Here is a 23,636-nt window from a genome sequence, read left to right on the forward strand (position 1 = left end):
TATCTCCTTAAGTCTTAAATAAATCATCCATTGCTTCAATCATCAAATCCGTTACATCAATTGCATTCGAGGCATGCGCAATGGTATTGCAGGTGATGATTTGCTTGACTCCTGATTTTTGTAAGTCCTCATAGGCGTTTCCTGCAAACAGCGCATGTACTCCAATACAAATAGGAGGCTTCATATGGAGTGATTTTAAATGATTGACTGTTTTAATCAGGGTGGCTGCGGTTGAAATAATATCATCGACTAAGATGGGTGTATGGTTTTGATATAAGTCAATTTGTGGAATGGATATTTCAACGAGATTATCACCTTTTCTTTGTTTTTCCAGAATTAAAAAGGGTGCTTTAATTCTTTGAGCAATATCTGAAACCCATTGCGCGCTTTCAGCATCGGGTCCAATAAGCAATGCATCAGGTACATTAGCTTTAATCCAAGCTGCAATGGGCTTAGTTGCATGCAGTGCAATTGTTGGGATGGAATAAATATCATTTAAAGCATGCCAACGATGAAGATGAGGGTCAATGGTCATCAGCCCATCAAAATAATTCGAAATCAATGTTGCAAAATAATGAGAGGTAATACTGTCTCCGGGTTGAAAGCGTTTATCCTGGCGCATATAAACAAGATAGGGTGCGATGAGACCTATTTTTTTTGCTCCTAATTCTTTGGCTGTTTCAGCAGCGAAGAGAAGAGGCAGTATTTTGCCATTGGGATGGGTTAAATCAGCAATCATGATGACGTCTTTGTCGTTCACTGAAGATTTGATGTTAATCACGGTTTCATCGTCGGGAAATTGGTGCAGTGTGATATTGCCCATTTCATACCCCAGTTGCGGCTGCATCGCCTTGGCAAAATGGTCGCTGCCAAACAGGGAAAAGAGGATTGGTGTTGGCTTCATGGGGATTCCTCAATATGGATAACAGGATGCCCTTGTCGATGAAACGCCAAGGCATAATCAAGCTCACCTTGAGTTTCTGCATGAACAATGAGTAAAGGTTGGCCTTTTTCTACATTAGTGTTTAAAGGCGCTAAGAGTTCAACTCCCGCTGCTTTTGATTTGGGTGCCCCGGCTAGTTTTGCAAGACGGGCAATTAAGCGATTATCAATGCTCGTAACCTTGCCTGTTTGTGTGGATTCAATGGTTTGGGTGTAGGGTGCGGACGGAATATCAAAAAATCCACCTTGGGCTTGGCAAATTGCTTCGAATTTTGTTAATGCTTTTCCGCTATTCAATAGGGATTCTGCCAGTTGTTTGCCCGTACCGGATACAACTTCGGGAGAAAATTCGAGTAGGTGTCCTGCCAGGGTTAAGGCACGGTCTCGTAAATCTTGAGGTGCTGAGGGGTGACAAGAAAGCACAGAAAATACATCCCTTGCTTCAAGAGCAGGCCCGATGCCACGACCAACGGGTTGGGTTCCATCTGTAAAAACACTATTGAGTTGGATGGAAAATTCTTTGGCAATACGCTCTAAGGTATTTTTTAACGCTGTTGCTTGTTCCATCGTCCTTACTTTTGCCGTAGGACCAATGGGAATGTCAATGACAATGTGGGTCGAACCTGCGGCAATTTTTTTAGAGAGAATGGAAGCCACCATTTGTCCTTCGCTGTCTAAATCGATGGAACGTTCAATGCGAATGAGTAAATCATCCGCAGGGCTTAAAGCAACGGCACCACCCCAAGCAATGCACCCATGTTCTTGCTCCACTACTTTTTGCATGGTTTTGATGTCTAAATTAACGGGCGCAAAAACCTCCATGGTGTCGGCTGTTCCTGCGGGTGAGGTTATGGCTCTGGAGGAGGTTTTGGGCATCATGAGTCCAAAGGCTGCAACTATAGGAACTACAATTAAGGTAGTGCGATTGCCGGGTAAGCCACCAACACAGTGCTTATCCACAATAAACGGTGAGGGCCAGTGCAATTTCTTTCCGGTTTGTACCATGGCGTTCGTTAAATCAAGGATTTCATTGGTGCTCAATCGACTTCCCGCACTTCCTGCAAGAAACATAGCAATCTGAACATCGGAGAGTTGTCCTGTCACGACATCAGCCACAATGTGGTTAATTTCTTCTGTTTTTAATTTATTCCCATAAAGTTTGGAGCGAATAGAGCTTAATGAGTCAAGTGGCTTTGGGTGGGCAATAGAAATTTTATCGCCTATCTTTGCTGAGAGCAAATCCCAAGCATAGCTCGAGAGGCTTGCCTCGCCTGGTTTGAGTAAATTTGATGTCATCTCAGTGGTATTGATGGTGGCGATGATGGTTTGGTTATTGAGTGTGACTTCTACGCGGGCCTCGGCCACAAACCCTTCTGAGCGACAGATGTGACAGTCTTCGCGCATGTAAATAATCGCCATTTTTGACGAGTTAATCCCTATATGGGTGAGTGTTAATGCTGCATGAGTGGTGTTCACGTGAGCTCTTCCGTTTGTTGGTAGTGAGGAACCACACAGGTCCAGCCAAATTGCTGTTCTATTTTCGCCTTTAATGAAGTTGCCGCTTGGGGTTCGCCATGGGTAATAAAAACTTTTTTAGGCGGTTTACGAAAATGGCTTAACCAGTGCAGGAGCTCTTCATAATCTGCATGGGCCGAGAGGTTACTTAAGGATTCAACCTGTGCTTTAACAGGAACCATCTGCCCGTGTATTTTAATTTCCGTCTCACCTTGAATCATACGGGCACCACGCGTTCCACCTGCTTGGTAGCCGGCAAAAAGGATGGTGTTCTCATGGTGAGGGGCATAGGCTTTTAAATGAAATAAAATACGACCTCCTGTTGCCATGCCGCTGGCCGAAATGATGATTTTGGGAAATTGATTGCTATCGAGTTGTTTGGATTCCTCAGGGGTCCTGATGTAGGTTGCCGTGTCACACAGGTTTTTACATTCCTGTTCCGACAGACGGTGGTCTTCTTGATGGTGACACAGAATATGGGTTGCATTGATGGCCATGGGGCTATCGAGATATACAGGAATATCCGGGATGGATTGCTCTTGTTTTAATAGTGCGATGTAATGGAGTATGCTTTGGGCGCGCGCCACGGCAAAGGCTGGAATAATGATGGAACCCCCTCGTCGCACGGTTTTATTAATGATGTTTTTTAAAAGCTCTGTAGGAGGAGTCTTGTCGTGGAGGCGATTCCCATAGGTTGATTCAATCACCAGATAATCAATGTCTTCAATGAGGCTTGGCGCTTGCATGACACAATCATGAGGCCTTCCCATGTCGCCAGTAAATAAAAGGGACGTATTATGGTTCTTCATGCGAACAAAGGATGAGCCAATAATATGACCTGCACGGATGAATTGAACCTCCATGTCTTTAAAAGGATCAAAAAGGGTATTGTAGAGTTTGGTTCGGAATTGTTTTAACGCCGTTTCTGCATCCTGGATTGTATAAAGAGGTAGGGCCGGATGATGTTTGGAATAGCCGTACTTGTTGGCATTTTTGGCTTCTTCTTCTTGCAAATGACCACTATCGGGCAAAAGGATGGCACATAAATCTTTGGTACCGGGTGTGCAGTAAATAGGACCAGAGAAGCCATTTTTTACTAATAAGGGTAAATAACCGGTGTGATCGATGTGTGCATGAGTAAGAAGTACTGCGTTAATGGATGAGGGGTTAATAGGTAGTGATGTCCAATTGCGAAGGCGAAGCTCCTTATACCCTTGAAATAACCCACAATCCACTAAGATTTTATTATGGTCTGCCTCAACTAAGTACTTAGAGCCCGTTACAGTTTCTGTGGCGCCTAGGAACGTTAATTTCATCATGATGAGTCCTTTTTTATTGAGTATAGTGCAAGTTACAAGCTCATGCTGGATAAACTATTATCGAAACAAAGGGTTATTCATTATACCCCCCAGGGTATGACTTGACAGAGATTGGGTGAAGCGATACATAATGGGAACTATTTAGAATTCTTAATAGTGCATCCATTCGCTCAATCGGCCATATGATTCATGTTTGGATACTCCTGTTTAGCGAATGTTTCGGTGGGAATTATTAAAGGTAAGCTATGCCAGACCATTCTTCACATACCAAAGAGCGTTCTCGCATCAACCGTGCTGTGGGCCAGCTTCAAGGTATTAAGCGCATGATTGAACAGGAACAGTATTGTGTTGATATTTTGTCTCAGTTGCGTGCTGTTCGAAACGCCATTAAATCCATAGAGCTTAGTGTGCTTGAAACCCATATCATTGAGTGCATTGCCGATGCTTCTTGCTGTCAGGATGAATCACTCAGGGTGGAACGCATCCATGAGATTATGGAACTACTCAAAAAATACGAATAGGTGAACTATGCCACACGAACAGGATAATGCAAAACCCACTGAAGGCGCAAAGAACCATAAGTGTTGTCATTCCAAGCAAGACACGCATCAAGGAAAGCCTGCTTCTTCTAACGAAGGTGGCGAGGTGATTTACACTTGCCCCATGCACCCAGAAATTCGCCAATCTCATCCAGGTAACTGCCCGATTTGTGGCATGACTCTGGAGCCAGTTACTGCGACAATCATGGAGGAAGTTAGTCCTGAATATCGGGATATGCGCCGTCGTTTTTGGGTCTCCCTCATTTTGACTCTACCTGTTTTTATTCTTGAAATGAGTGGGCATGGAAGAATATCTCACCTCTCTGCAAGTCAATCCACGTGGATGCAGATGGTGCTGGCAACTCCTGTTGTTTTGTGGGGAGGTTGGCCTTTCTTTGAGCGGGCATTTCAATCGCTAAAGACGCGTCTGAATATGTTTACCTTGATTGCCATGGGTATCGGTGTAGCTTGGGTTTACAGCTTAGTGGCCACCTTATTCCCACAACTATTCCCAGCAGTCTTTCGTAAAGAAGGCGTGGTGGCCGTTTACTTTGAAGCAGCTGCAGTGATTACTACTTTGGTTTTGTTAGGACAAGTGTTGGAACTCAAAGCGCGCGAACAAACGGGTAGTGCGATTCGTGCCTTACTGAAACTAGCCCCTGAGAGTGCACATCGTTTGAGGGAAGACGGTAGCGAAGAGGAAGTATCACTTGATGCAGTCCATGAAGGGGATTTGCTGCGCGTACGGCCTGGTGAGAAAATACCGGTTGATGGCGAAGTACAAGATGGTCATAGTCATGTAGATGAATCGATGGTTACTGGTGAACCTATGCCTGTAGCTAAGGATGTGGGTAGCAAAGTCATTGGTGCGACAATAAATCAGACCGGTAGTTTTGTCATGAAAGCCTTGCATATTGGCAGTGACACGATGCTGGCGCGCATTGTACAGATGGTGAGTGAGGCACAACGAAGTCGCGCCCCAATCCAGCGTTTGGCTGATACTGTGTCTTCTTGGTTTGTGCCTATTGTTATTTTGATTGCAGTGGTGTCCTTTAGTGTCTGGGTACTCTATGGCCCGCAACCCGCATTCAGCTACGGGCTCATCGCGGCAGTTTCGGTGCTCATTATCGCCTGTCCTTGTGCCTTGGGCCTTGCCACTCCGATGTCGATTATGGTCGGAGTTGGACTTGGGGCGAGAAATGGAGTACTGATAAAAAATGCAGAAGCGTTGGAGCACATGGAGAAAGTGAATACTTTAGTGGTTGATAAAACGGGTACATTAACTGAAGGACATCCAAAGCTGACACAAATTATCACGGCCGATGAGTTTGAAGAAGATGAGGCATTGGCTTTGGCTGCGGCATTAGAAAGCAACAGTGAGCATCCGCTGGCCAATGCCATTGTGGCCGCAACAAAAGAGAAAAAGCTGACTTTAGCTCCTGTTTCAGAATTTAATGCGCCGACGGGCAAAGGGGTGACAGGAATAATCGAGGGACGTTCCATTGGCATCGGCAATGCCAAGTTGATGCAAGAGCTTGGTGTTCACAGTAATCTGTTAGTGGCAAAAGCTGATAAGCTACGGGCCGAAGGGGCTACGGTGATGTTCATGGCGGTGGACGGTAAAGCGGCTGCGATTTTGGCTGTCGAAGACCCGATTAAAGCCACAACACCCGATGCCATTCGTGAACTTCAGGAGGATGGAATTGAAATTTTTATGCTGACTGGGGACAGTAAAAAAACCGGTGAAGCAGTTGCCGCTAAATTGGGCATAAAGCACGTGATGGCTGAAGTCATGCCTGAAGATAAAAGTCGTATTGTGGGTGAATTGAAGGCTAAAGGTCGCATTGTTGCTATGGCAGGAGACGGGGTCAATGATGCGCCAGCACTTGCCAAAGCCGACATTGGTATTGCCATGGGAACGGGCACGGATGTGGCGATAGAAAGTGCAGGGATTACCTTATTGCGTGGTGATTTAAATGGCATTTTAAAGGCCAGGCGTTTATCGCAAGCGACGATGCGCAATATCCGCCAAAATCTGTTTTTTGCATTTATTTACAATGCACTAGGTGTGCCCATTGCTGCAGGGGTCTTGTATCCTATGACTGGGATGCTTTTGAGCCCAATTATTGCTGCTGCTGCCATGTCATTGAGCTCGGTATCCGTCATTGGGAATGCACTTCGCCTACGGTGGTTACACGTATGAACGATTCTTGGGGTTATCCACTCATACCAGCCTGTTCCTTACCCCTAAAAAGAATTTTTTTAGGGCAGGCGAAGCATTTAATCAGGGTGAATGAGCGTTGTTTACTCATTTTAATACTTGTGTTTTGCTCTTTTGTTGTGATCGCTCAGCCTGCTGTAAGCCTTAAGGAACTAACCCAGCTGGCTATAGACCATAACAAAGATTTAAGGGCAGCGCGTTTCAATGTCTCTATTGCCGCGGGTCGATTAGTGCAAGCAGGGCTTTGGTCAAACCCCAATTTTAATGTGTCGAATAACGACGACAGACTGTTTAATAATGAAGGCGAATATTCTCGAAGCGCGGCCTTTACCCAAGCGTTTCCTATTTCTGGGCGTATTGCCAAACAAAAAACGGTAGCCCGTATTGATGTAGAACGCGCCAGGGCTGAAATTCGAGAAGCGGAACGTCAGTTAAGCGCTAAAGTAGCTATTGCCTTTTATGCACTTGTGGTTACTGAGAAGCGCTTGCAACAAGCCAATTATTTACTGCGTATTAATCGGGAGCTGGTGAATGTGATTCATGATCGTTATCATGCTGCTGAAATTTCCAAGCTCGATGATAATTCGGCGCGTATTGAATATCAGCGCATTGAGCAAGACAAGCATCTTTTGCACAGCCTTCGCATCAGTCAATATGCTACCTTGAATCAATTACTCGGTCGGAAAGCCAATCAACCGTTGAGGATCCAATTAGAGACACCAATCCACCTCAAACTCCTTAAACTTCAAACGTTGCAGTCCTTTGCTTTACAGCATCGCCCTGACCGACAAAGTCTTTGGTTGGCGGTGGGTAGAGCCAATGCCGACAGGCGTCTTGCGAAAGCCCAACGCTTTGCCGATTGGACTTTGGGTCTTGGCGTTCAACAAGATAAGATTGTTATAGAAAATGGACCACCACAGCCAGCCGATCGCACTTTAGGGGTCACTCTTTCCATTCCCCTGCCTTTGTTAAATGCCAATCAGGGGCGAATCCTTGAGGCAGCTGCCACAGGAACCCAAGCCCTCATGGCGCTACGCGCTTTAAATCTTGCGATTGAAACGGAAGTAGCCAGCAATTACGCGCAACTTAAAGCCTTGCACGCCAGTCTTGTGCAGGCCAAAAACACCTCCCTTCGTTTAAGTATTGAGAATATAAAGTTGGCACAAGATGCCTATCAGAATGGTCAAATTTCACTGTTAAATGTATTGCAAATTCAGCGCCAACAAAATGATTTACAGAATGCTTATTTAAATACATTAGAGAAATATTTTCAGGTGTATGTTGCATTATGTACTGCAATGGGTACAGATCAACCCAAGGAACTGTGTTCGTATTTAGCCTATCAGAGGAATGACAATGGTTATGACTTGGCAACAAAAGATTAAAACAGGACTGAGTGCGGCGATTGTTTTGTGCCTCTTCTTAAATGCACCTTCAGTAAGTGCACATGGGGATGAAATTGAGGTCAATGAGGGGGGAAAAGCGGGACCTGTACAATTGACCAAGGAGCAAACTCAAATGTTGGGTATTGAGGTGGCTGATGCGACCCCTCGTCCTATGGCAGAATTGCTGACTCTTAATGGCCAAATTCAGTTGTTGCCCGATGCTCAAGCCGATGTCAGTGTACGAATCAGTGGGGCTGTGACGGCCATTAATGCCAATTTAGGCGATAAAGTAGTCAAAGACCAGGCTTTGGCTACGGTGCAATCGCGTTTAATTGGCAATCCACCGCCTAGTGTGGCGGTGAAATCCCCGATTGATGGGGTTATTGATGCACGTAATGTTAATTTGGGACAGGCAGTGGAGCCTAATACCGTTTTGTTTCATGTCAGTAATCGGAACCAGTTGCTTGTTGTGGCGCAAGTATATGAAGAAGACTTAAGCCGCGTTAAAGTAGGGCAGAAGGTTAATGTTCATGCATTAAGTTATCCCAAGCAGATTTTTCCAGGCAAAGTGACACTCATTGAGCCCAATTTGGACGCTTTAACGCGTACCGTTAATGTCCAAATCCGCTTGGATAATCAAGACAACGTATTAAAGCCAGGTATGTTTGTGCGGGCTAATCTTGTTTTACGCTATGCCAATGCGGCACTGACTGTACCAAGCAACGCGATTCTTGAGGTGGATAATGTCTCGTTTGTCTTTGTACGCACAGGCAATAACTATGAGCGGGTGAATGTGCGTGTTGGTGCCAGTGACGACAGTTATACGGAAATAAAAGAAGGACTTGTACCCGGTGATGAGGTGGTCATCCAAGGCAATCAGGAACTGTATACCTTATCCTTAACTAGCGGTGGCAAATCCCGATTAGGTCATGAGGAGCCCCATTAATGTTTACGCACCTCATTGCCTGGTCTTTGCATAATCGTCTTTTAATTTTGGCACTCACCTTGGTTTTGTGTTTGTTAGGTGGCTATACCTTAAAACAAATGCCTGTGGATGTATTTCCTGAATTTGCCCCACCGCAAGTGGTGGTGCAAACTCAAGCCCCAGGTATGGCAACCCAGGATGTGGAAACCTTAATTACCTATCCTTTGGAAAGTGCAATTAACGGCACGCCTGGGGTGGTTAGTGTGCGTTCTAAAACGTCCGTGGGTCTTTCTACTATCACGATCGTATTTGATGACCAAACTGACATCTACCGTAATCGCCAATTGGTGAATGAACGCATTCAGCAAGTGACTAATCGCTTGCCACCAGGGGTTGGTTCGCCGGTGATGTTACCGGTTACCTCTGCCGTGGGATGGTTGGTTAAATACGCTTTGGTCAGTGATACTGCAAGCCCTGAAACTCTGCGCACTATTTCGGACTGGACTATTCGACCACGGATTTTGGCACTAGGCGGCGTGGCCTCTGTGGTATCTATTGGTGGCGAGGTCAAGCAATATCAAGTCCGTCTTATTCCCGAGCGCATGTTAGCGTATCGAATCACCGTGGAAGAGGTACGCCAAGCCTTGACTTCTGCCAATCAAAATGTGCCTGGTGCTTTTTTGCATCAGGCAGGAACTGAAATGGTGGTGGGTACCATGGGGCGTATTCAATCCTTAGCCGACATTAAAAAAACGTTGATTGTTGTTCGTAATGGTGTACCCATTACCATTAATAATATTGCGCACGTTGCTTTTGGTGGTGAGATTAAACGCGGTGATGGGAGCTATAATACCCAAAATGCCGTGATTGGTACCGTCTCTAAAGCCTATGGGGCCGATACGGTCACGACCACAGCTAAAGTAGAAAAGGCACTTGCAGAAATTAACAGAGCACTGCCTGCTGATGTAACCTTAATAACCAATGTATTTCGCCAGGCCAATTTTATTGAATCCGCTATTCACAATTTAACACGGGCCCTGCTTGAAGGTGCGGTGATTGTCATTGCGATTCTTTTTGTCTTTTTGATGAATTGGCGTGCTTCTTTTATTACTTTTTTGTCCATGCCGGTTTCATTCGTGGTTGGTATTTTAGTCCTGCATTATTTTGGCATTGGCATTAATTCCATGACCTTAGGTGGTATGGCGATTGCCATTGGCGAAGTGGTTGATGACGGCATCATTACGGTTGAAAACGTAGTGCATCGCTTGCGGATTAATCGACAGGAAGCTCATCCCTTACCTACCATTGAAGTGGTTTTTGATGCAGTACTTGAAATTCGAAGCTCGGTGGTTTATGCCACGATGATTATTAGTCTCGTCTTTTTACCCATCTTCTTTTTGTCAGGCATTGCTGAGCGCATTTTTAGCCCTTTAGCCATTGCCTACATTGCCTCCGTATTAGGTTCTCTGGTGGTCTCCATCACCATGGTACCTGCTTTGTGCTACCTGTTGCTGGTACATCGCCAAGAAAAACAACACGATGCCGAAGTCAGTTTGCATGCCTTATCGCAAAAAGAGCGACATTATACGGTTGAGCGCGAAACGAATCACGAGGTTGAATCCGAAACTCGTTTTGTCTTGTGGCTAAAAAAACATTTTTTAAACGCACTCCAATGGTCCGTATCGCACTGCAAATTAGTGCTCGCCCTAAGCCTGTCTGCGTTTATTTTTGCTTTGGCGTTACTTCCTTTTTTCGGTACTTCTTTTTTACCGGAGTTTCATGAGGGCAACTTTATTGTCGCAATGAGTACCTTGCCTGGAACCTCACTGGATGAATCCATGCGTTTAGGCCAACAGGTGCAAAAGGTTTTACTTCGCTACCCGCAAGTGATTTCCATTGCGCAGCGTGCAGGACGCAGTGAATTGGATGAGGATGCCTTGCCACCTAATGTCAGTGAGTTTGATGTGCGCCTTGATTTTGCTAAAGACAAATCCATGCCACCGGATGAACTGCTGCGTCGTATCCGTGCGGATTTGGCCAATATTCCAGGCACGGTATTTAACGTGGGCCAATTCATCGCCCATCGCATGGATGAGGTACTTTCCGGCGTTCGAGCTCAAGTGGCCGTTAAAATTTTTGGGGATAATTTATCCACACTCAATGAGTTAGGGCAGTCGATGGAGGCCCTTTTAAAATCAGTACCCGGGGTGGTGGATGTGAATAAAGAGCAACAGATTAAAGTGTCACAGCTGGTGATAAAGCTTGATCGCGAAAAAGCAGCGCGTTATGGAGTCAATGTTGGGCAGATTTCTGAAGACGTGCAGGTGCTGCTGAATGGCGTCAGTGTATCCAGTGTTTTAGAGGGGCAACGAACCTTTGATTTATATCTGCGGATGGATAAACCGGGACGTGATAGCGTTAAAGCCATTCAAAACATGCTCATTGATGCGCATGGGGTGGGGGAAAACAGCACGGCGCAAATACCCCTGCGCGCCGTGGCTGAGATTGAATTGAAACCGCAACCTTTTGCCATTAATCGTGAGAAGGTGCAACGTTTGTTAGTCATTGGCTTTAATGTGCAGGGCCGCGATTTAGGCAGTGTGATTACTGAGGTGCAACAGCGAGTACAACAAAAAATTAAACTCCCCACCGGTTATTTTATTCAATACGGTGGCCAGTTTGAAAGCCAGCAACAAGCGTCCAAAGTTATTTTGGCCTTTGGTGGATTGGTGATTTTTATCATGCTGATTTTACTGCATAAAGCCTTTGGCACCTTTAGAGAAGCGTTATTGGTGATGTTTAATTTGCCTTTAGCACTCATTGGTGGGGTCATTTCGTTGTTTGTGGTCAGCGGTGAGATGAGTGTGGCGGCTATGATCGGCTTTATTACTTTGTTTGGTATTGCTGCGAGAAACGGAATCATTTTGGTGAGTCATTACAATCAATTACGATTGCAGGGCAAAACTCGAGAACAAGTGGTTTTTGATGGCACTATGGACCGCTTGGTGCCGGTATTAATGACTGCCGCAACGGCCGCACTGGGGTTATTTCCTCTATTATGGGGCTCACCTGCAGGTAAAGAATTGGAGCGTCCTTTGGCTCAGGTGCTTTTAGGTGGATTATTTACATCGACGGTCTTAAATATGTTTGTAGTGCCTACCGTGTATAACGCCATCGAAGTGTGGCGAGAAAAACGTACTGCTTTTAATGAAACTACTCAAGGAGAAAAAACATGATGCACCGTACTTTGAAACAAAAAAAACACTTTTGGTTGGGGCTTATAGCCAGTGTTTTGATGGTTTGTGGCTACTCCCAGGTATTTGCTAACCCGACTGAAGAGCAAACTGAAGTCATTCCTAAAACCATTCCAGCCATTTGGCAGGCTGTAGATAAGCATGCTGCGTCCATCGAGAAGGCGATAACCGATAATCAGCTGACCTCCATACACGAACATGCGTTTGCCATTCGTGATTTAGTCAACGCGTTACCTGCATTAAGCAAGGACTTATCGGAGGAGCAGAAAAAAACACTGCAAAACAATTTAAGCTATGTTGACCAATTGGCCACTCGTCTTGACAAAACAGGCGATAACAAGGATAAAGAAGGCACACAAACCAATTGGCAAAAATTACAAAAGGTGTTAGTGCAGCTACGCACGCTGTATACTCCTGTTGCCCCTAATTAATCCAGGAAGCTGTTATGATGTTAGTTGTTCGCGGTTTATTGTTCATTGTTTTAGTTTTAAATAACCTAATTGCAGGCGCTAATGCGCCTGTGTCGAAACCTGCGAAACCCACCGTACTCCTTATAAAAAAATACACGACCACCATCAATGGTAAAGCGAGTGAATTGTTTAAAATAGAACAGCCCGATGGGACTTGGGGTTTTTATGGGATAAAGGGACAGATGTTTGACGCTATTGTAAAAAACCAGACGGATAAACCTACGGCAGTACACTGGCATGGCTTGATGGTTCCTAATGATCAAGATGGCGTGCCTTACATCACTCAGGCTCCTATTCCGCCAGGTGGTGAATACCATTATCATTTTCCGTTAAAACAATCTGGGACTTATTGGATGCATTCGCATCATGACTTGCAAGTCCAACAGTTCTTGTCGGCTCCACTCATTATATCCGATCCTGATGAGGTCCAAAGCACTAAGGACGTCACGTTATTCATTGGTGATTTTAGTTATAAAAAACCGGAACTCATTTTTGCTGAATTAAAACACGGTGAAATGGCGCACATGCACCATGGCGGTGGAATGGCTTCCGCGAATGGCAAGCAGGTAACGCTTGATTTAAATGATGTGGCCTATGATGCCTTTCTTACTAATTACCGCACCCTTAAAAATCCTGAAATCGTCTCTGTTCGTCCTGGCGATACCGTACGCTTGCGCTTTATAGCGGGCTCTGCGATGACCAATTTTTTTCTCAACACGGGACAGTTACAGGGTGAGGCCATTGCCATTGATGGTCAGCCGATTAAGCCTGTGAAATCCAATCAGTTTCAATTACCAGTAGGACAACGCCTGGATGTACTGGTTAAAATTCCTGTCGGTGAAAAGGCTTATCCTATCCTTGCACAAGGTGAGGGCACGTCCATGCAAACGGGCCTTATTCTTGCCACACCAAAAGCAACTATTCCTGTCCTTAAAGAGCAAGCGGATTCAACAGCGGGTGCACTCAATTACGACCAGGAACTCAAGCTCAAGGCAGTAAATCCTTTAAAACCACAAAATCCTGGGCAAACGCTGGTTGTCAATCTGGAGGGTGATATGATGGGTTATTCGTGGTCCATTAATAAACAAGTTTGGCCTCATATAAAACCTTTGCAAGTCACTTCCAATAAACGGGTAGAGATGCTGTTTCACAATCAGACCACTATGGCTCATCCCATGCATTTACATGGTCATGTGTTTGAAGTGACTGAAATTGATGGAAAAGCCATTAAAAACGGCGCCATCCAAGATACCGTACTGGTTTTGCCTCATTCCACGGTGAAGGTGCAATTTGATACGGATAATCCGGGTAATTGGATGATGCATTGTCATATGCTGTATCATCAAGAAAGTGGGATGATGACCCTGGTTCATTATAAAGGAGTTGCTATGCCTCCTTTAACCATGACGCATGAGATGCATTCATGATTTATGATTAGCTGAGTAGGTTTTAGCGAGCGTGCACCTAGAGCATGATTCATTTATTAAATGGCATTGACTCATTTTAAATTAAAAGAGAATAAAGAATAACAAGGAGCATTAAATGAGAAAAAAGACGAGCTACTGTCTATTAGTTACGCTCTTAGTTGGGCTTTCAAGTTGTAGTAAAAATGTAGCGCTCACTTCAGAAGGAGCTCAAATCAAAGTAGTCAAAGCAGGTAAGCTCAGCCGAAGTTGTCAGTATTTGGACAAAATATCTGCTTACGATGTGAATGGAGTTTCACAATCGTATCAATCCCATGAGCATTTGTATCAAGATGAACTCAATATTTTAAAAAATAAGTCGGCTCTTTTAGGAGCAAATACCCTTACGATTACCCAACATCAGTCACTATTTACAGGCAATCCGAAAACGCACTTGGTTGATCGACATGGGTTAGAGGGTAAAGCCTATCGCTGCAAACAGTAAAATTATACTATATTAAGAATTGGAATCTTATCTATATAATAGGGAAATGATTATGGCTCATGAACAATATCAAATGTGTATCGAAGCCTGTTTGGCATGTGCTGCTCAATGTGAACATTGCGGAACAGCTTGTCGCAATGAGGATAAAGACAAGGATAGGGGTGGTTATTTTGAGGTTGGTAGGAAGGATTGCGCACAACTCTGTGCTCTAGCCGCTGAAATGATGGCCAGAGGATCGCAATATGTTCAAGAAATCTGTGCTCTTTGTGCTAAAGCTTGCAGAGAACGTGCTAGTCACATGGAGCATTGTAAATGGTGTGCTGATACGAGTATTCATTGCGCTCAAGAGTGTGAAAAAATAAGTGCTTCATCGTAACTGATAAGCCAAGGGTCTTTCTTCTTAGCTTATCATAGAGCCGTATGAGCCTCTCGATTCATACTGCTCTTATGCGACATCATTGTGCTATTCCAGAATGTACATAGCACAGTTGTCTTCGTCAGGAAAGCAGACAAAAGTAAGGGAATCGTGAAGCGTCATTGTTTATTATCACTCTCCTTCATTAAAGTAACAAGACAAGGCCAAAGGTTACCGTGTCTTGGGTCGGCGCTTCACCTTGATTGACTTGAATGGTCTTAAATGCCCCATAACTATGCTCATGTTCGTATTCAACAAACAGGTCTAAGGCTGGCATTAAGCGGTAATAAGGTCGTACAATATAACGCATTTGATTCAACCCACTGCCGATATCAGCTTGGGTCACCGTTTTTGAAGCGAGGATGCTTCGTATTCCTGCTCTGATGAGAAAATTATTGGTGATTTGCGTATCACGTGATAACTCAAGATCTAATTTCGCACTACCATTGTAGTAATAGCCTCTAAGATTGGTATCAATAAAATAAGGCATTATTCCTTCAAGACCGATCCCTGGTTGCCAATAAGGTGTATTAGCCGGTTTATTGGTGTAATTAGCGCCGCCTTTAATCGCCCAAAATTGACTGATTAAATGCCAGTAAAAAATATCAATGTCTGCATTTTCAAGTTTTCCCTTATACAGTTCGGCATCATTGACGAATAACTCCAATTTATTGTAATCAGGTCCATATAATCCCCTATAGTTAAGACGTTGCGCATTATGGAAGGGATCTGCCCCTACATCAATGAGTGAAGCCATCCATAATCCTGCGGGATGTACCATGGGATGCTTAGCCAGAGAGAGATCGATGGGTCTTGCTTCATCGACTCGTACAATGGGGCGATTATAATAGGGTGTTTGTTTCACAATGTCTTGCGGTTTTCTTTCCCCTTTGGTGATTTCGATTAAGGTAGAATACTGAAACATTCGTGACATGCCCGCTACCATGTGATAGAGGAAATGACAATGAAAAAACCATTGGCCGCTTGCATCCGTATCCACATCTGCGGTCATGGTGGCCCCAGGTGGGACATCAATCGTATGCAATAAGGGATCATAGGCATCATTTCCTTTGCGCAAAATAAACCAATGGCCATGAATATGCATGGGATGATGCATCATCGATGTATTGGTGATAACAAAACGATACCGTTTATTGGGCTCTAAAATGATTGGATGTGCTTTATAAGCAGGCACGCCGTTTATAAACCAAATGAATTGATCCATATAGCCAAACAAATCCATATTGATCACCTTGAACACAGGTTTATTCGGATCGTTGGTTTTAATCGTCGCGACCATCGGTTGATATTTTGTTCCTACCGAGGTTTTGTACGAGGAGCTGGGAGGAGACAGCTTGTCGCCTATAATGGATGGTTCAGTGGGCATACTCATCTTCATGCCTGAATCCATTTTCATGCCTGAATCCATTTTCATGCCTGAATCCATTTTCATGCCTGAATCCATTTTCATGCCTGAATCCATTTTCATGCCTGAATCCATTTTCATGCCTGAATCCATTTTCATGCCTGAATCCATTTTCATGCCTGAATTCGTTTTCATGCCTGAATTCGTTTTCATGTCGGAATTCGTTTTCATGTCGGAATTCGTCTTCATGTCGGAATTCGTCTTCATGTCTGAATTCGTCTTCATGTCTGAATTCATTTTCATGTCTGAATTCATTTTCATGCCTGAATCCATTTTCATGCCTGAATTCGTTTTCATGCCTGAATTCGTTTTCATGTCGGAATTCGTTTTCATGTCGGAATTCGTCTTCATGTCGGAATTCGTCTTCATGTCGGAATTCGTCTTCATGTCGGAATTCGTTTTCATGCCTGAATCCATTTTCATGCCTGAATCCATTTTCATGCCTGAATCCATTTTCATGCCTGAATTCGTTTTCATGTCGGAATTCGTTTTCATGTCGGAATTCGTTTTCATGCCTGAATTCGTTTTCATGTCGGAATTCGTCTTCATGTCTGAATTCATTTTCATGCCTGAATCCATTTTCATGTCGGAATTCGTTTTCATGCCTGAATTCGTTTTCATGTCGGAATTCGTTTTCATGTCGGAATTCGTTTTCATGTCGGAATTCGTTTTCATGTCGGAATTCGTTTTCATGTCGGAATTCGTTTTCATGTCGGAATTCGTTTTCATGTCGGAATTCGTTTTCATGTCGGAATTCGTTTTCATGTCGGAATTCGTTTTCATGTCGGAATTCGTTTTCATGTCGGAATTCGTTTTCATGTCGGAATTCGTCTTCATGTCGGAATTCGTCTTCATGTCGGAATTCGTCTTCATGTCGGAATTCGTCTTCATGTCTGAATTCATTTTCGTGTCTGAATTCATCTTCGTGTTTGAATTCATCTTCATAGTATGGGCATGAGGTGTTGTTTTTGTCATAGCCGATGAATTCATTGTCTTAGGTAAAGAGCCTTGGTTCATCTGTCCCATCATTAATGCCATCATGTCTCTGGAGACAGGTAAGGGCTCTGGGAATGGAGTTACCGCTCCGTAATTAATCGGTTGATTGGCTGAGCTGACTAAGGCCCCATAAGCAGCGCCCACGGTATCGAATGATTCGGCGTAAATAATATAGGGTGCATTATTTTGAATTTTGACCAATACGTCATAGGTTTCCCCAGGCGCTACTGTAAAATCATCGATTGTATAAGGGCTCACATCATTACCTTGTACATGGACCATCTGCATGGTCGTACCAGGAATTTTTACATGAAAAATGGTGCCACCGCCTGCCCCAATAAAACGTAAGCGGACTACATCTCCTTTTTTAACTAATGCGGTCCACGGGTTGGTTTTGGGTTGGCCATTGAGTAAAAAGGCATCATAGGCAACATCACTGATGTCATAAATGCTCATACGCATTTGTTGCATCATTTTGTAATCTGCGATTAAACTTTTCCGCTCTTCAACGGAACCTTTTTTATAATCATGAATAAATTTTACAAGCGAAGGTTGAAGGGGAAAACGAGGCGCATAGTAATCTCCAGCTTTTTTAAGGTTCGCTAAAACTCGTTCTGGTTTTGTATTTATCCAGTCGGATAAGACAACCACAAAATCTTTAGTATAATGATAATGAGGTGCTTTAGGCGGATCGATGAGAAAGGCGCCATACAAACCTTGTTGTTCTTGTAGGCCTGCATGGGCATGATACCAATAAGTGCCGGCTTGTTCCAAGGTGAACTGATAATGAAAAACGCCACCAGGGGGAATTTCTTTTTGGCTCAGTTCTTCTACACCATCCATTTGCCAAGGTACTAAAAGACCATGCCAATGGATTGACGTCCCTTTATCAAGATGATTAGTCACATTGATGGTGACCTGATCCCCTTCTTTAAAATGCAAGGTGGGTGCGGGAATTTGATTATTCACCGCAATGGCCTTTCGGGGTTTCCCTGCAAAGTAAACTGTTTTGTATCCCACGACCAAATTGATTACTTGCTTTGCAGCAAACACATTGGATACCAACAATACGATAAAAAGTAATGTAATTATTTTTTTCACCGAATCCATTCTCCCTTATTATTTCGATTAGGTTGCTCGTTCTATTTTTTGGCCGGGGCCTTAAGAGGGCTTTCAATCATAATATTGTCCTCATGATGATGCTGCTTTTCTCCCTCTGCTTTGGGTAATGACATGACGCCCAACCCATGACGATAAACAAGCTCACCGCCACGCCAGGCTGTAGCGAGTAGTAAACCTTGCACCAGAAGCATTGCGATTAGGAACGTGATGGTCACTGTTTTCTGCTTGGCGTAGCGCCATATCGACCAAATGGCAACTAACCCCATGACAAAAGCCGTAGACAAGGCCCAATTACGGTGATCAGTCATGGCCATGTGTCCTGCCTCATCATGTGTGACGGTATTGTAGGCGTAAAGACCTGCTAGGACGGTCAATACAGTCACGACAGCAGCACTCCATAAGCACCAACGGCTAACCACTTCAAATTCTAAAGCCATTTTTGCGGGAATGAATCGTACATAAGGAGCCAAATAAGCAAGTAGGTTGAAACCAAAAGCGGTGGTAAATAAAGCCACGGTAAAATGAACAAAGATAGGATGCCAATTGGGTAGGATTTCTATCATGGTGGAATCTCCCTAGTATTGATTTCTCGAAGAGGTTTTAAGCGTCATATCCCCTCGGTTCCCTATAATTATCTATTGTCTCTTAAATTCAATAGACCATCAATAGAGACGACATTCTCAAGGTCAGTGCATCTTAAACCAGCCGACGCCCTTTATATCGTTGAAGGAGTCCGTTTGATGACACCGATAACATTGGTCAATACGCGCTTCCTTTTCCCCAGTAACCGACTGATCCACCATCCCAAAGTGTTCCATGCGATGACTTGGTGGTGCTTTATGGCATTCGACGCAATTGGTGGATGTGGGGCTAGGATGCAAGTAGCCGGGAATCTTCCAGCTCTTTTCCGAATGGCAGGTAGCGCATTCTTTGCCAAAATATTCCTGGTGTTTATCCTGAAAAACATGGCAAGAATGACAGTCTAATCGGGTGGGATGAGGCGAGTCGGTCTGCGCAGGGCCTTCTGTTTCCAATACATATTTTAGAGAAATGTTTACGAGCCGCCCATGATCCATGTGGATGGGACGCGCCTTGTTTCCTTGATGTTCCGCATGACAGCCGCGACAATCGCTTAGATGTGCATGGAACGAATCGACAGGATTCATTAACAGTTCGGGTGATGAAGCGTGGCACGTGATGCATTTCTCCGCCACAATTCCTTGGTTGGGAGCATGGCAGCTTTCGCATTTATTGCTTAAGAAGGTGTGCGCTGCTGAAAGCGGACCAGGATTGACGGCAGCGTTCCAGACCGATAGCTCATCACCACTGGATTGAGCGGAAGGGGCAACGATAGTGAAGATGATGAGGAGGAGTGCAACAAGCAATCCTGCCAGGGCAAGAGATTTCATGGGAGCCACCGTAGGCCATAATAGATTGAACTCCAAATGTGCAAGGCTAAGGCCACGTACATCGCTATAGCGGTGACAATGTGCACGATGAGCCAACGCCCAAATGCTTTTTTCAGCAGGTCTTGGGCGGTAATGGAAAACTCGAGGTCTGAAATTGCTCCAAGCAAATGAGTCAAGGCGATTCCGGAAGGGTCAACCACCGCTTGATTTTCTAAATTGCGCGCACTGTGCACAAGGCTGTCGTAGCGGTTACGCAGAATAGTGAGTTCTTTTTGCTTATCACTCAACTCAAGTCCGATTTGTGCCAGATAATATCGCCCTACAAATCCTGTGGCGACCACCGCGAGCATCAGAATAATCAGTGTAATGCCTAAGGGGCTTTGAAATTTATGTCCTGAATGAATAATCCCAAGAAGTGCTCCAAGGGTACCTGCATAAACGTGGAAGGATAAAACGGTGCCTATTGGAAGCACTCTTTTAAAGCGCTCTCTAATCCAAGGGTATCGTTTGACGAGGGAATAAGCGAGGAGTAGCACAAATAAAGTGGCTGCAGCAACTCCAAATAGAAAACCTATAAAGCTGCCCGGAAACTGAGGTGCCACGTGAAAAAGAAACACCGGAACAATCAGTGCTAATGCGCTTAAAAGACCGCCTACGATGACTTTCTCAGCTTCGGTAGCCATGATTAAGCCTCCACTACCAGATCGCTGGGTGATTTCGCTTGGCAGGCAAGAATAACACCAGCCGCTTTTTCTTCTGCGGACAATGCATCGTCCACCTCCATGTTCACTGAGCCCTCTAAAAGGTGCACTTTACATCGCCCGCAAATGCCAGTTCGGCATTCAGAATCGATAAAGACACCGATCGCCTCAGCCGCCTCAAGCACCGATTGATTGGGCGCGAGTGGGCCGGATTTGTTTGACTTTGAAAAATTGATGGTTGCATGCGCTGAAGGGGGCATCATCGGTGAGACGTCCGTTGGTGCTTCTGGTATTTTTGCGGTAGAGGAAAAAATAGGTGGCTCAGTAGTAAATACAGGACCCCCTTTTGGTGGTGCGAAGTGCTCTGTCTTCACTTGTTCAGATGGAATTTTAAGTTGCAGAAGGGCTGCTTTGACTGCATCCATCATCGGCACGGGGCCGCAAAGATGGATCCGGTGATGGACGATGTCTGGAATCGCCTTTTCGATAAAATCGGGCGTGATGAAGCCCACTGGGCCTGTCCAGTCAGCGCCATCGGTGGCTTGCACAATCACATCTACACTGACATTCGGGTGGTGACGTGCAATATGGGTGCATTCTTCACGAAAGATGATATCAGAGGGTGTGTTCACAGCATAGAGCAGATGAATGTCCTTGGGATAGGAGCGATCGGTAAGATAGCGCAAAACACTCATCATGGGCGTGATGCCCACCCCTCCGGCGATGAGCACGATGCCGTTGGCTTCTTTGCCGGTGAAGAAAAACTCACCGGCCGGTGCAGAGACCTCGAGCAAATCACCTGTGTTGATGTGATCGTGAAGATGGCGCGATTCCACTCCATACTGCTCACGTTTCACGGTAAGCTCTATATAATCGTGTTGCGTTGGCGATGAAGAGATAGTATAGCAGCGACGTATTTTTTGGCCATTAATGACTGAAGTAATGGTGGCGTACTGTCCGGGCAAAAATATAAACGGTATTTGGCCAAGATTGGGCTCCATCAGCCGGAAGGTTTTAACGTTTGGGGTCTCATCGAAGATTGCCGTGGTGCGTAAGATACCTGACCACCGTATGGGCGCAGGGGGCTCTGTTTTTGGAGGAGATGCTTCCAATTCAGGTGGTTTAGGACTGTTACTCGTACTAGGCTTTACTGGTTCACTGCCAGGTGTTAGGCGTTGAATCAGGGAGTTAATCCGACGATGTCGTGCCCGCTGAACGAGAAGGGCCATCATCAGCGCAGCCACCAAGAGGAGCATCACTATCCAATGAAGCCAAGAGAGATCACGAAAACCGCCGTTCATCTCATTACCCGTGTTATCCTCAATATTCATTTCACGCTTAAACCAAGTGAGCGCGATTTGAGGTGGTGGTTGCGTTTCATTTAAGGCCTGTAGCGCACTGGCCCCACTGGCAGCAAATGATAGGCCCTCGCGCACTTGTTTTAGAGCAGTTTGCGCGGCCGCAGGATCATTGGTTGATAAGGCACGATGAAGCTCAGTTTGTATTGCGGTGATGATTTGCACGCCTAAACCGAGACGAGCTACGGCCTCATTTCTGATGTATTGGCGCGCTTCATCAGTGAGTTCTGGAAAATCCATCAGCGAAGCATAAAAGGGCTTTCCGCCAGTTGCCATCTCCCCACAACAGCCAGCAGGCCCTGGCTTGGCGGAAGACGGAGCCATCATATTTCCGCCAGCACCACCTTTATGATGCGCTGCATGCTCTGAGGGTTGCGTCGTTGCGTTTGTTGGAGTCGGAGTTGTTGAAATGGGAGGTAATGTGGACGTGGTGTTATTATTACTGCCCTGATGGTGTGCTGCGTGGTCTGCTGGTGACATTTGGGCGAATACAGTCGATGAGGGCGTTATCCCCACGAGCATCACCATCATGAATGACGTGATCTTCATTGTTATCCGACAACCGAATGTACTTGGGCTATGCAAGGGCTTGTGCAATCGATTTGACTCAAGTACACCACGTTCTTCACCTCGAGACATCGATGTGGGCAAACCCTTTTCGTTTGGCATCCGTTTCATTTTATAATATCCGTCGCGCTCCATCATTTGGCATCATCTCATTACTCGTAACCTGATTGCTTGCAAGGGAGTTCAGAGGATCGTTATCATCGATTTATCTTCCTGGCCTAATCATTGTCTCGAGTGATACCCGAAGAGAAGTCATACATCAGTATAATATAACTCTGAATTTTTATAATTGCTATGTTTTTGCCTAATCTGAATGAACCAATACCTTGAAAAATGGTATATACTTTCGAACGTAACGTATGGTTACTTTCTAAAATAACAAGGAGGTTGTATGTTGAAACTTAATGCACTCATTATCTTGACTACCTTGAGCGTGGTGACTCCAACCCTCTATGCAGAGGACGATATGATGAATACTACGTCTGGCAATACGATGCAAAATAACGATCAGCAATCCGCGCCAATGCAACAAATGCAAGAAGAAATGAAAAAATTGCAGGAGATGCACGATCAACTGATGAATGCTAAGACACCAGAAGAAAAGAAAGCATTACTGAAAACTCAAATGCCAGAGATACAACATGGCATGGACATCATGCAAAAGATGGGTGGTGAGACGGCAACCAATCCGGAAATGATGGGAAAACGCATGAAGATGATGCAAACGATGATGCAAATGATGATGGATAGGCAAAAAATGATGATGGACAATGGAATGATGGGATGCTCGATGATGAAAGGGGAATAAATTCTCTATTAAGATTAAAGAGTATTGGATGTATTTAAAAATAGAATTAGAGGCCTGCGGGTGAGGCAATGAGACGCTCACCCTGGTTTTGCTTTTTCAGATGCATCCCTTTTTCATTTTTCTTTAATGAATAGTGCATAAAGTCCACAATCGTTGCCAATTTAATCAGAGAATCAGTAAAAGGAATGGTGATGAATACTCAGGTGAGGGATTTTTTGAAACAGAATGAACGTGAAGAAAAAACAAAGAGCGATAACGTTTATCTTGATGAAGCGAATCCACGTGAAGCCATTCATCGAGACAATAATCATGATTTAGATGATGAATTTGATGTGATACGCTCAATTAATTAACTT

General features: G+C 44.7%; 19 protein-coding genes. 11 read left to right on the plus strand and 8 right to left on the minus strand.

Translation table 11 applies throughout. The features are described from left to right. Positions 1 to 7 precede the first annotated feature (7 nt). The 3 genes from LFA_RS17515 to LFA_RS17525 are packed head-to-tail and all read right to left on the minus strand — an operon-like array spanning position 8 to position 3,773. Positions 8 to 904, minus strand: a complete 897-nt coding sequence (locus LFA_RS17515; RefSeq protein ID WP_045097749.1) for a ribose-phosphate pyrophosphokinase — start codon at positions 902 to 904, stop codon at positions 8 to 10. Next, positions 901 to 2,418: a thymidine phosphorylase family protein gene (locus tag LFA_RS17520; protein ID WP_045097750.1), complete on the minus strand. Its 1,518-nt coding sequence runs from the start codon at positions 2,416 to 2,418 to the stop codon at positions 901 to 903. Before LFA_RS17520 ends, LFA_RS17515 begins: the two co-directional genes overlap by 4 nt. Beyond that, positions 2,415 to 3,773 (minus strand): MBL fold metallo-hydrolase RNA specificity domain-containing protein, encoded by a 1,359-nt coding sequence (locus LFA_RS17525; protein ID WP_045097930.1) that lies wholly within the window; start codon positions 3,771 to 3,773, stop codon positions 2,415 to 2,417. The genes LFA_RS17520 and LFA_RS17525 overlap by 4 nt, the downstream gene beginning before the upstream one ends. A gap of 248 nt (positions 3,774 to 4,021) precedes the next feature. On the opposite strand from LFA_RS17525, the gene LFA_RS17530 reads away from it, so the two are divergent. From LFA_RS17530 to LFA_RS17570, 9 genes are all read left to right on the plus strand, one after another. Beyond that, positions 4,022 to 4,297, plus strand: coding sequence for a metal-sensitive transcriptional regulator (locus LFA_RS17530; protein ID WP_045097751.1), 276 nt, complete (start codon positions 4,022 to 4,024; stop codon positions 4,295 to 4,297). Between the two features lie 7 nt (positions 4,298 to 4,304). Beyond that, positions 4,305 to 6,518, plus strand: a complete 2,214-nt coding sequence (locus LFA_RS17535; protein ID WP_045097752.1) for a copper-transporting P-type ATPase — start codon at positions 4,305 to 4,307, stop codon at positions 6,516 to 6,518. Then, complete coding sequence (locus tag LFA_RS17540) at positions 6,515 to 7,921, plus strand: TolC family protein (protein WP_084602251.1); 1,407 nt, start codon at positions 6,515 to 6,517, stop codon at positions 7,919 to 7,921. The genes LFA_RS17535 and LFA_RS17540 overlap by 4 nt, the downstream gene beginning before the upstream one ends. After that, a complete protein-coding gene (locus LFA_RS17545) occupies positions 7,899 to 8,867 on the plus strand; it encodes an efflux RND transporter periplasmic adaptor subunit (protein WP_084602261.1) in 969 nt (322 codons plus the stop codon). Before LFA_RS17540 ends, LFA_RS17545 begins: the two co-directional genes overlap by 23 nt. Further along, complete coding sequence (locus tag LFA_RS17550; RefSeq protein ID WP_045097753.1) at positions 8,867 to 12,082, plus strand: efflux RND transporter permease subunit; 3,216 nt, start codon at positions 8,867 to 8,869, stop codon at positions 12,080 to 12,082. The genes LFA_RS17545 and LFA_RS17550 overlap by 1 nt, the downstream gene beginning before the upstream one ends. Next, positions 12,079 to 12,531 (plus strand): hypothetical protein, encoded by a 453-nt coding sequence (locus tag LFA_RS17555; RefSeq protein WP_045097754.1) that lies wholly within the window; start codon positions 12,079 to 12,081, stop codon positions 12,529 to 12,531. Before LFA_RS17550 ends, LFA_RS17555 begins: the two co-directional genes overlap by 4 nt. Positions 12,532 to 12,545: 14 nt before the next feature. Then, positions 12,546 to 13,997 carry a multicopper oxidase family protein gene (locus LFA_RS17560; RefSeq protein WP_157010451.1) on the plus strand — a complete coding sequence of 484 codons (1,452 nt, stop codon included), beginning with the start codon at positions 12,546 to 12,548 and terminating at the stop codon, positions 13,995 to 13,997. A 115-nt stretch (positions 13,998 to 14,112) separates the two neighbouring features. Next, a complete protein-coding gene (locus tag LFA_RS17565) occupies positions 14,113 to 14,478 on the plus strand; it encodes a DUF4156 domain-containing protein (protein ID WP_045097755.1) in 366 nt (121 codons plus the stop codon). Between the two features lie 52 nt (positions 14,479 to 14,530). Beyond that, complete coding sequence (locus LFA_RS17570) at positions 14,531 to 14,854, plus strand: ferredoxin (RefSeq protein ID WP_045097756.1); 324 nt, start codon at positions 14,531 to 14,533, stop codon at positions 14,852 to 14,854. Positions 14,855 to 15,038: 184 nt separating this feature from the next. Here the strand turns inward: LFA_RS17570 and LFA_RS20410 are convergent, their stop codons facing one another. From LFA_RS20410 to LFA_RS17600, 5 genes are all read right to left on the minus strand, one after another. Then, a complete protein-coding gene (locus LFA_RS20410) occupies positions 15,039 to 18,416 on the minus strand; it encodes a multicopper oxidase domain-containing protein (protein WP_407927646.1) in 3,378 nt (1,125 codons plus the stop codon). A 41-nt stretch (positions 18,417 to 18,457) separates the two neighbouring features. Next, on the minus strand, positions 18,458 to 19,000 hold the full coding sequence (locus LFA_RS17585; protein WP_045097757.1) for a DUF2231 domain-containing protein: 543 nt from the start codon (positions 18,998 to 19,000) through the stop codon (positions 18,458 to 18,460). A 123-nt stretch (positions 19,001 to 19,123) separates the two neighbouring features. Beyond that, positions 19,124 to 19,846 carry a cytochrome c3 family protein gene (locus LFA_RS17590; RefSeq protein WP_045097758.1) on the minus strand — a complete coding sequence of 241 codons (723 nt, stop codon included), beginning with the start codon at positions 19,844 to 19,846 and terminating at the stop codon, positions 19,124 to 19,126. Next, entirely contained in the window at positions 19,843 to 20,529 is a 687-nt protein-coding gene (locus LFA_RS17595; RefSeq protein WP_045097759.1) for an iron reductase, read from the minus strand. Before LFA_RS17595 ends, LFA_RS17590 begins: the two co-directional genes overlap by 4 nt. Positions 20,530 to 20,531: 2 nt before the next feature. Further along, the gene (locus LFA_RS17600) at positions 20,532 to 22,454 is read right to left on the minus strand and encodes an FAD-binding oxidoreductase (RefSeq protein ID WP_231865953.1); all 1,923 of its coding nucleotides are present in this window, start codon (positions 22,452 to 22,454) and stop codon (positions 20,532 to 20,534) included. Between the two features lie 409 nt (positions 22,455 to 22,863). Between LFA_RS17600 and LFA_RS17605 the strand changes: the two genes are divergently transcribed. Next, a complete protein-coding gene (locus tag LFA_RS17605; RefSeq protein ID WP_045097760.1) occupies positions 22,864 to 23,280 on the plus strand; it encodes a hypothetical protein in 417 nt (138 codons plus the stop codon). Positions 23,281 to 23,471: 191 nt separating this feature from the next. Then, the gene (locus LFA_RS19975; protein ID WP_157010452.1) at positions 23,472 to 23,633 is read left to right on the plus strand and encodes a hypothetical protein; all 162 of its coding nucleotides are present in this window, start codon (positions 23,472 to 23,474) and stop codon (positions 23,631 to 23,633) included. The last annotated feature ends 3 nt before the right edge of the window (positions 23,634 to 23,636 follow it).

The organism is Legionella fallonii LLAP-10 (assembly GCF_000953135.1).
In the GTDB taxonomy this organism is placed as follows: Bacteria; Pseudomonadota; Gammaproteobacteria; order Legionellales; family Legionellaceae; genus Legionella; species Legionella fallonii.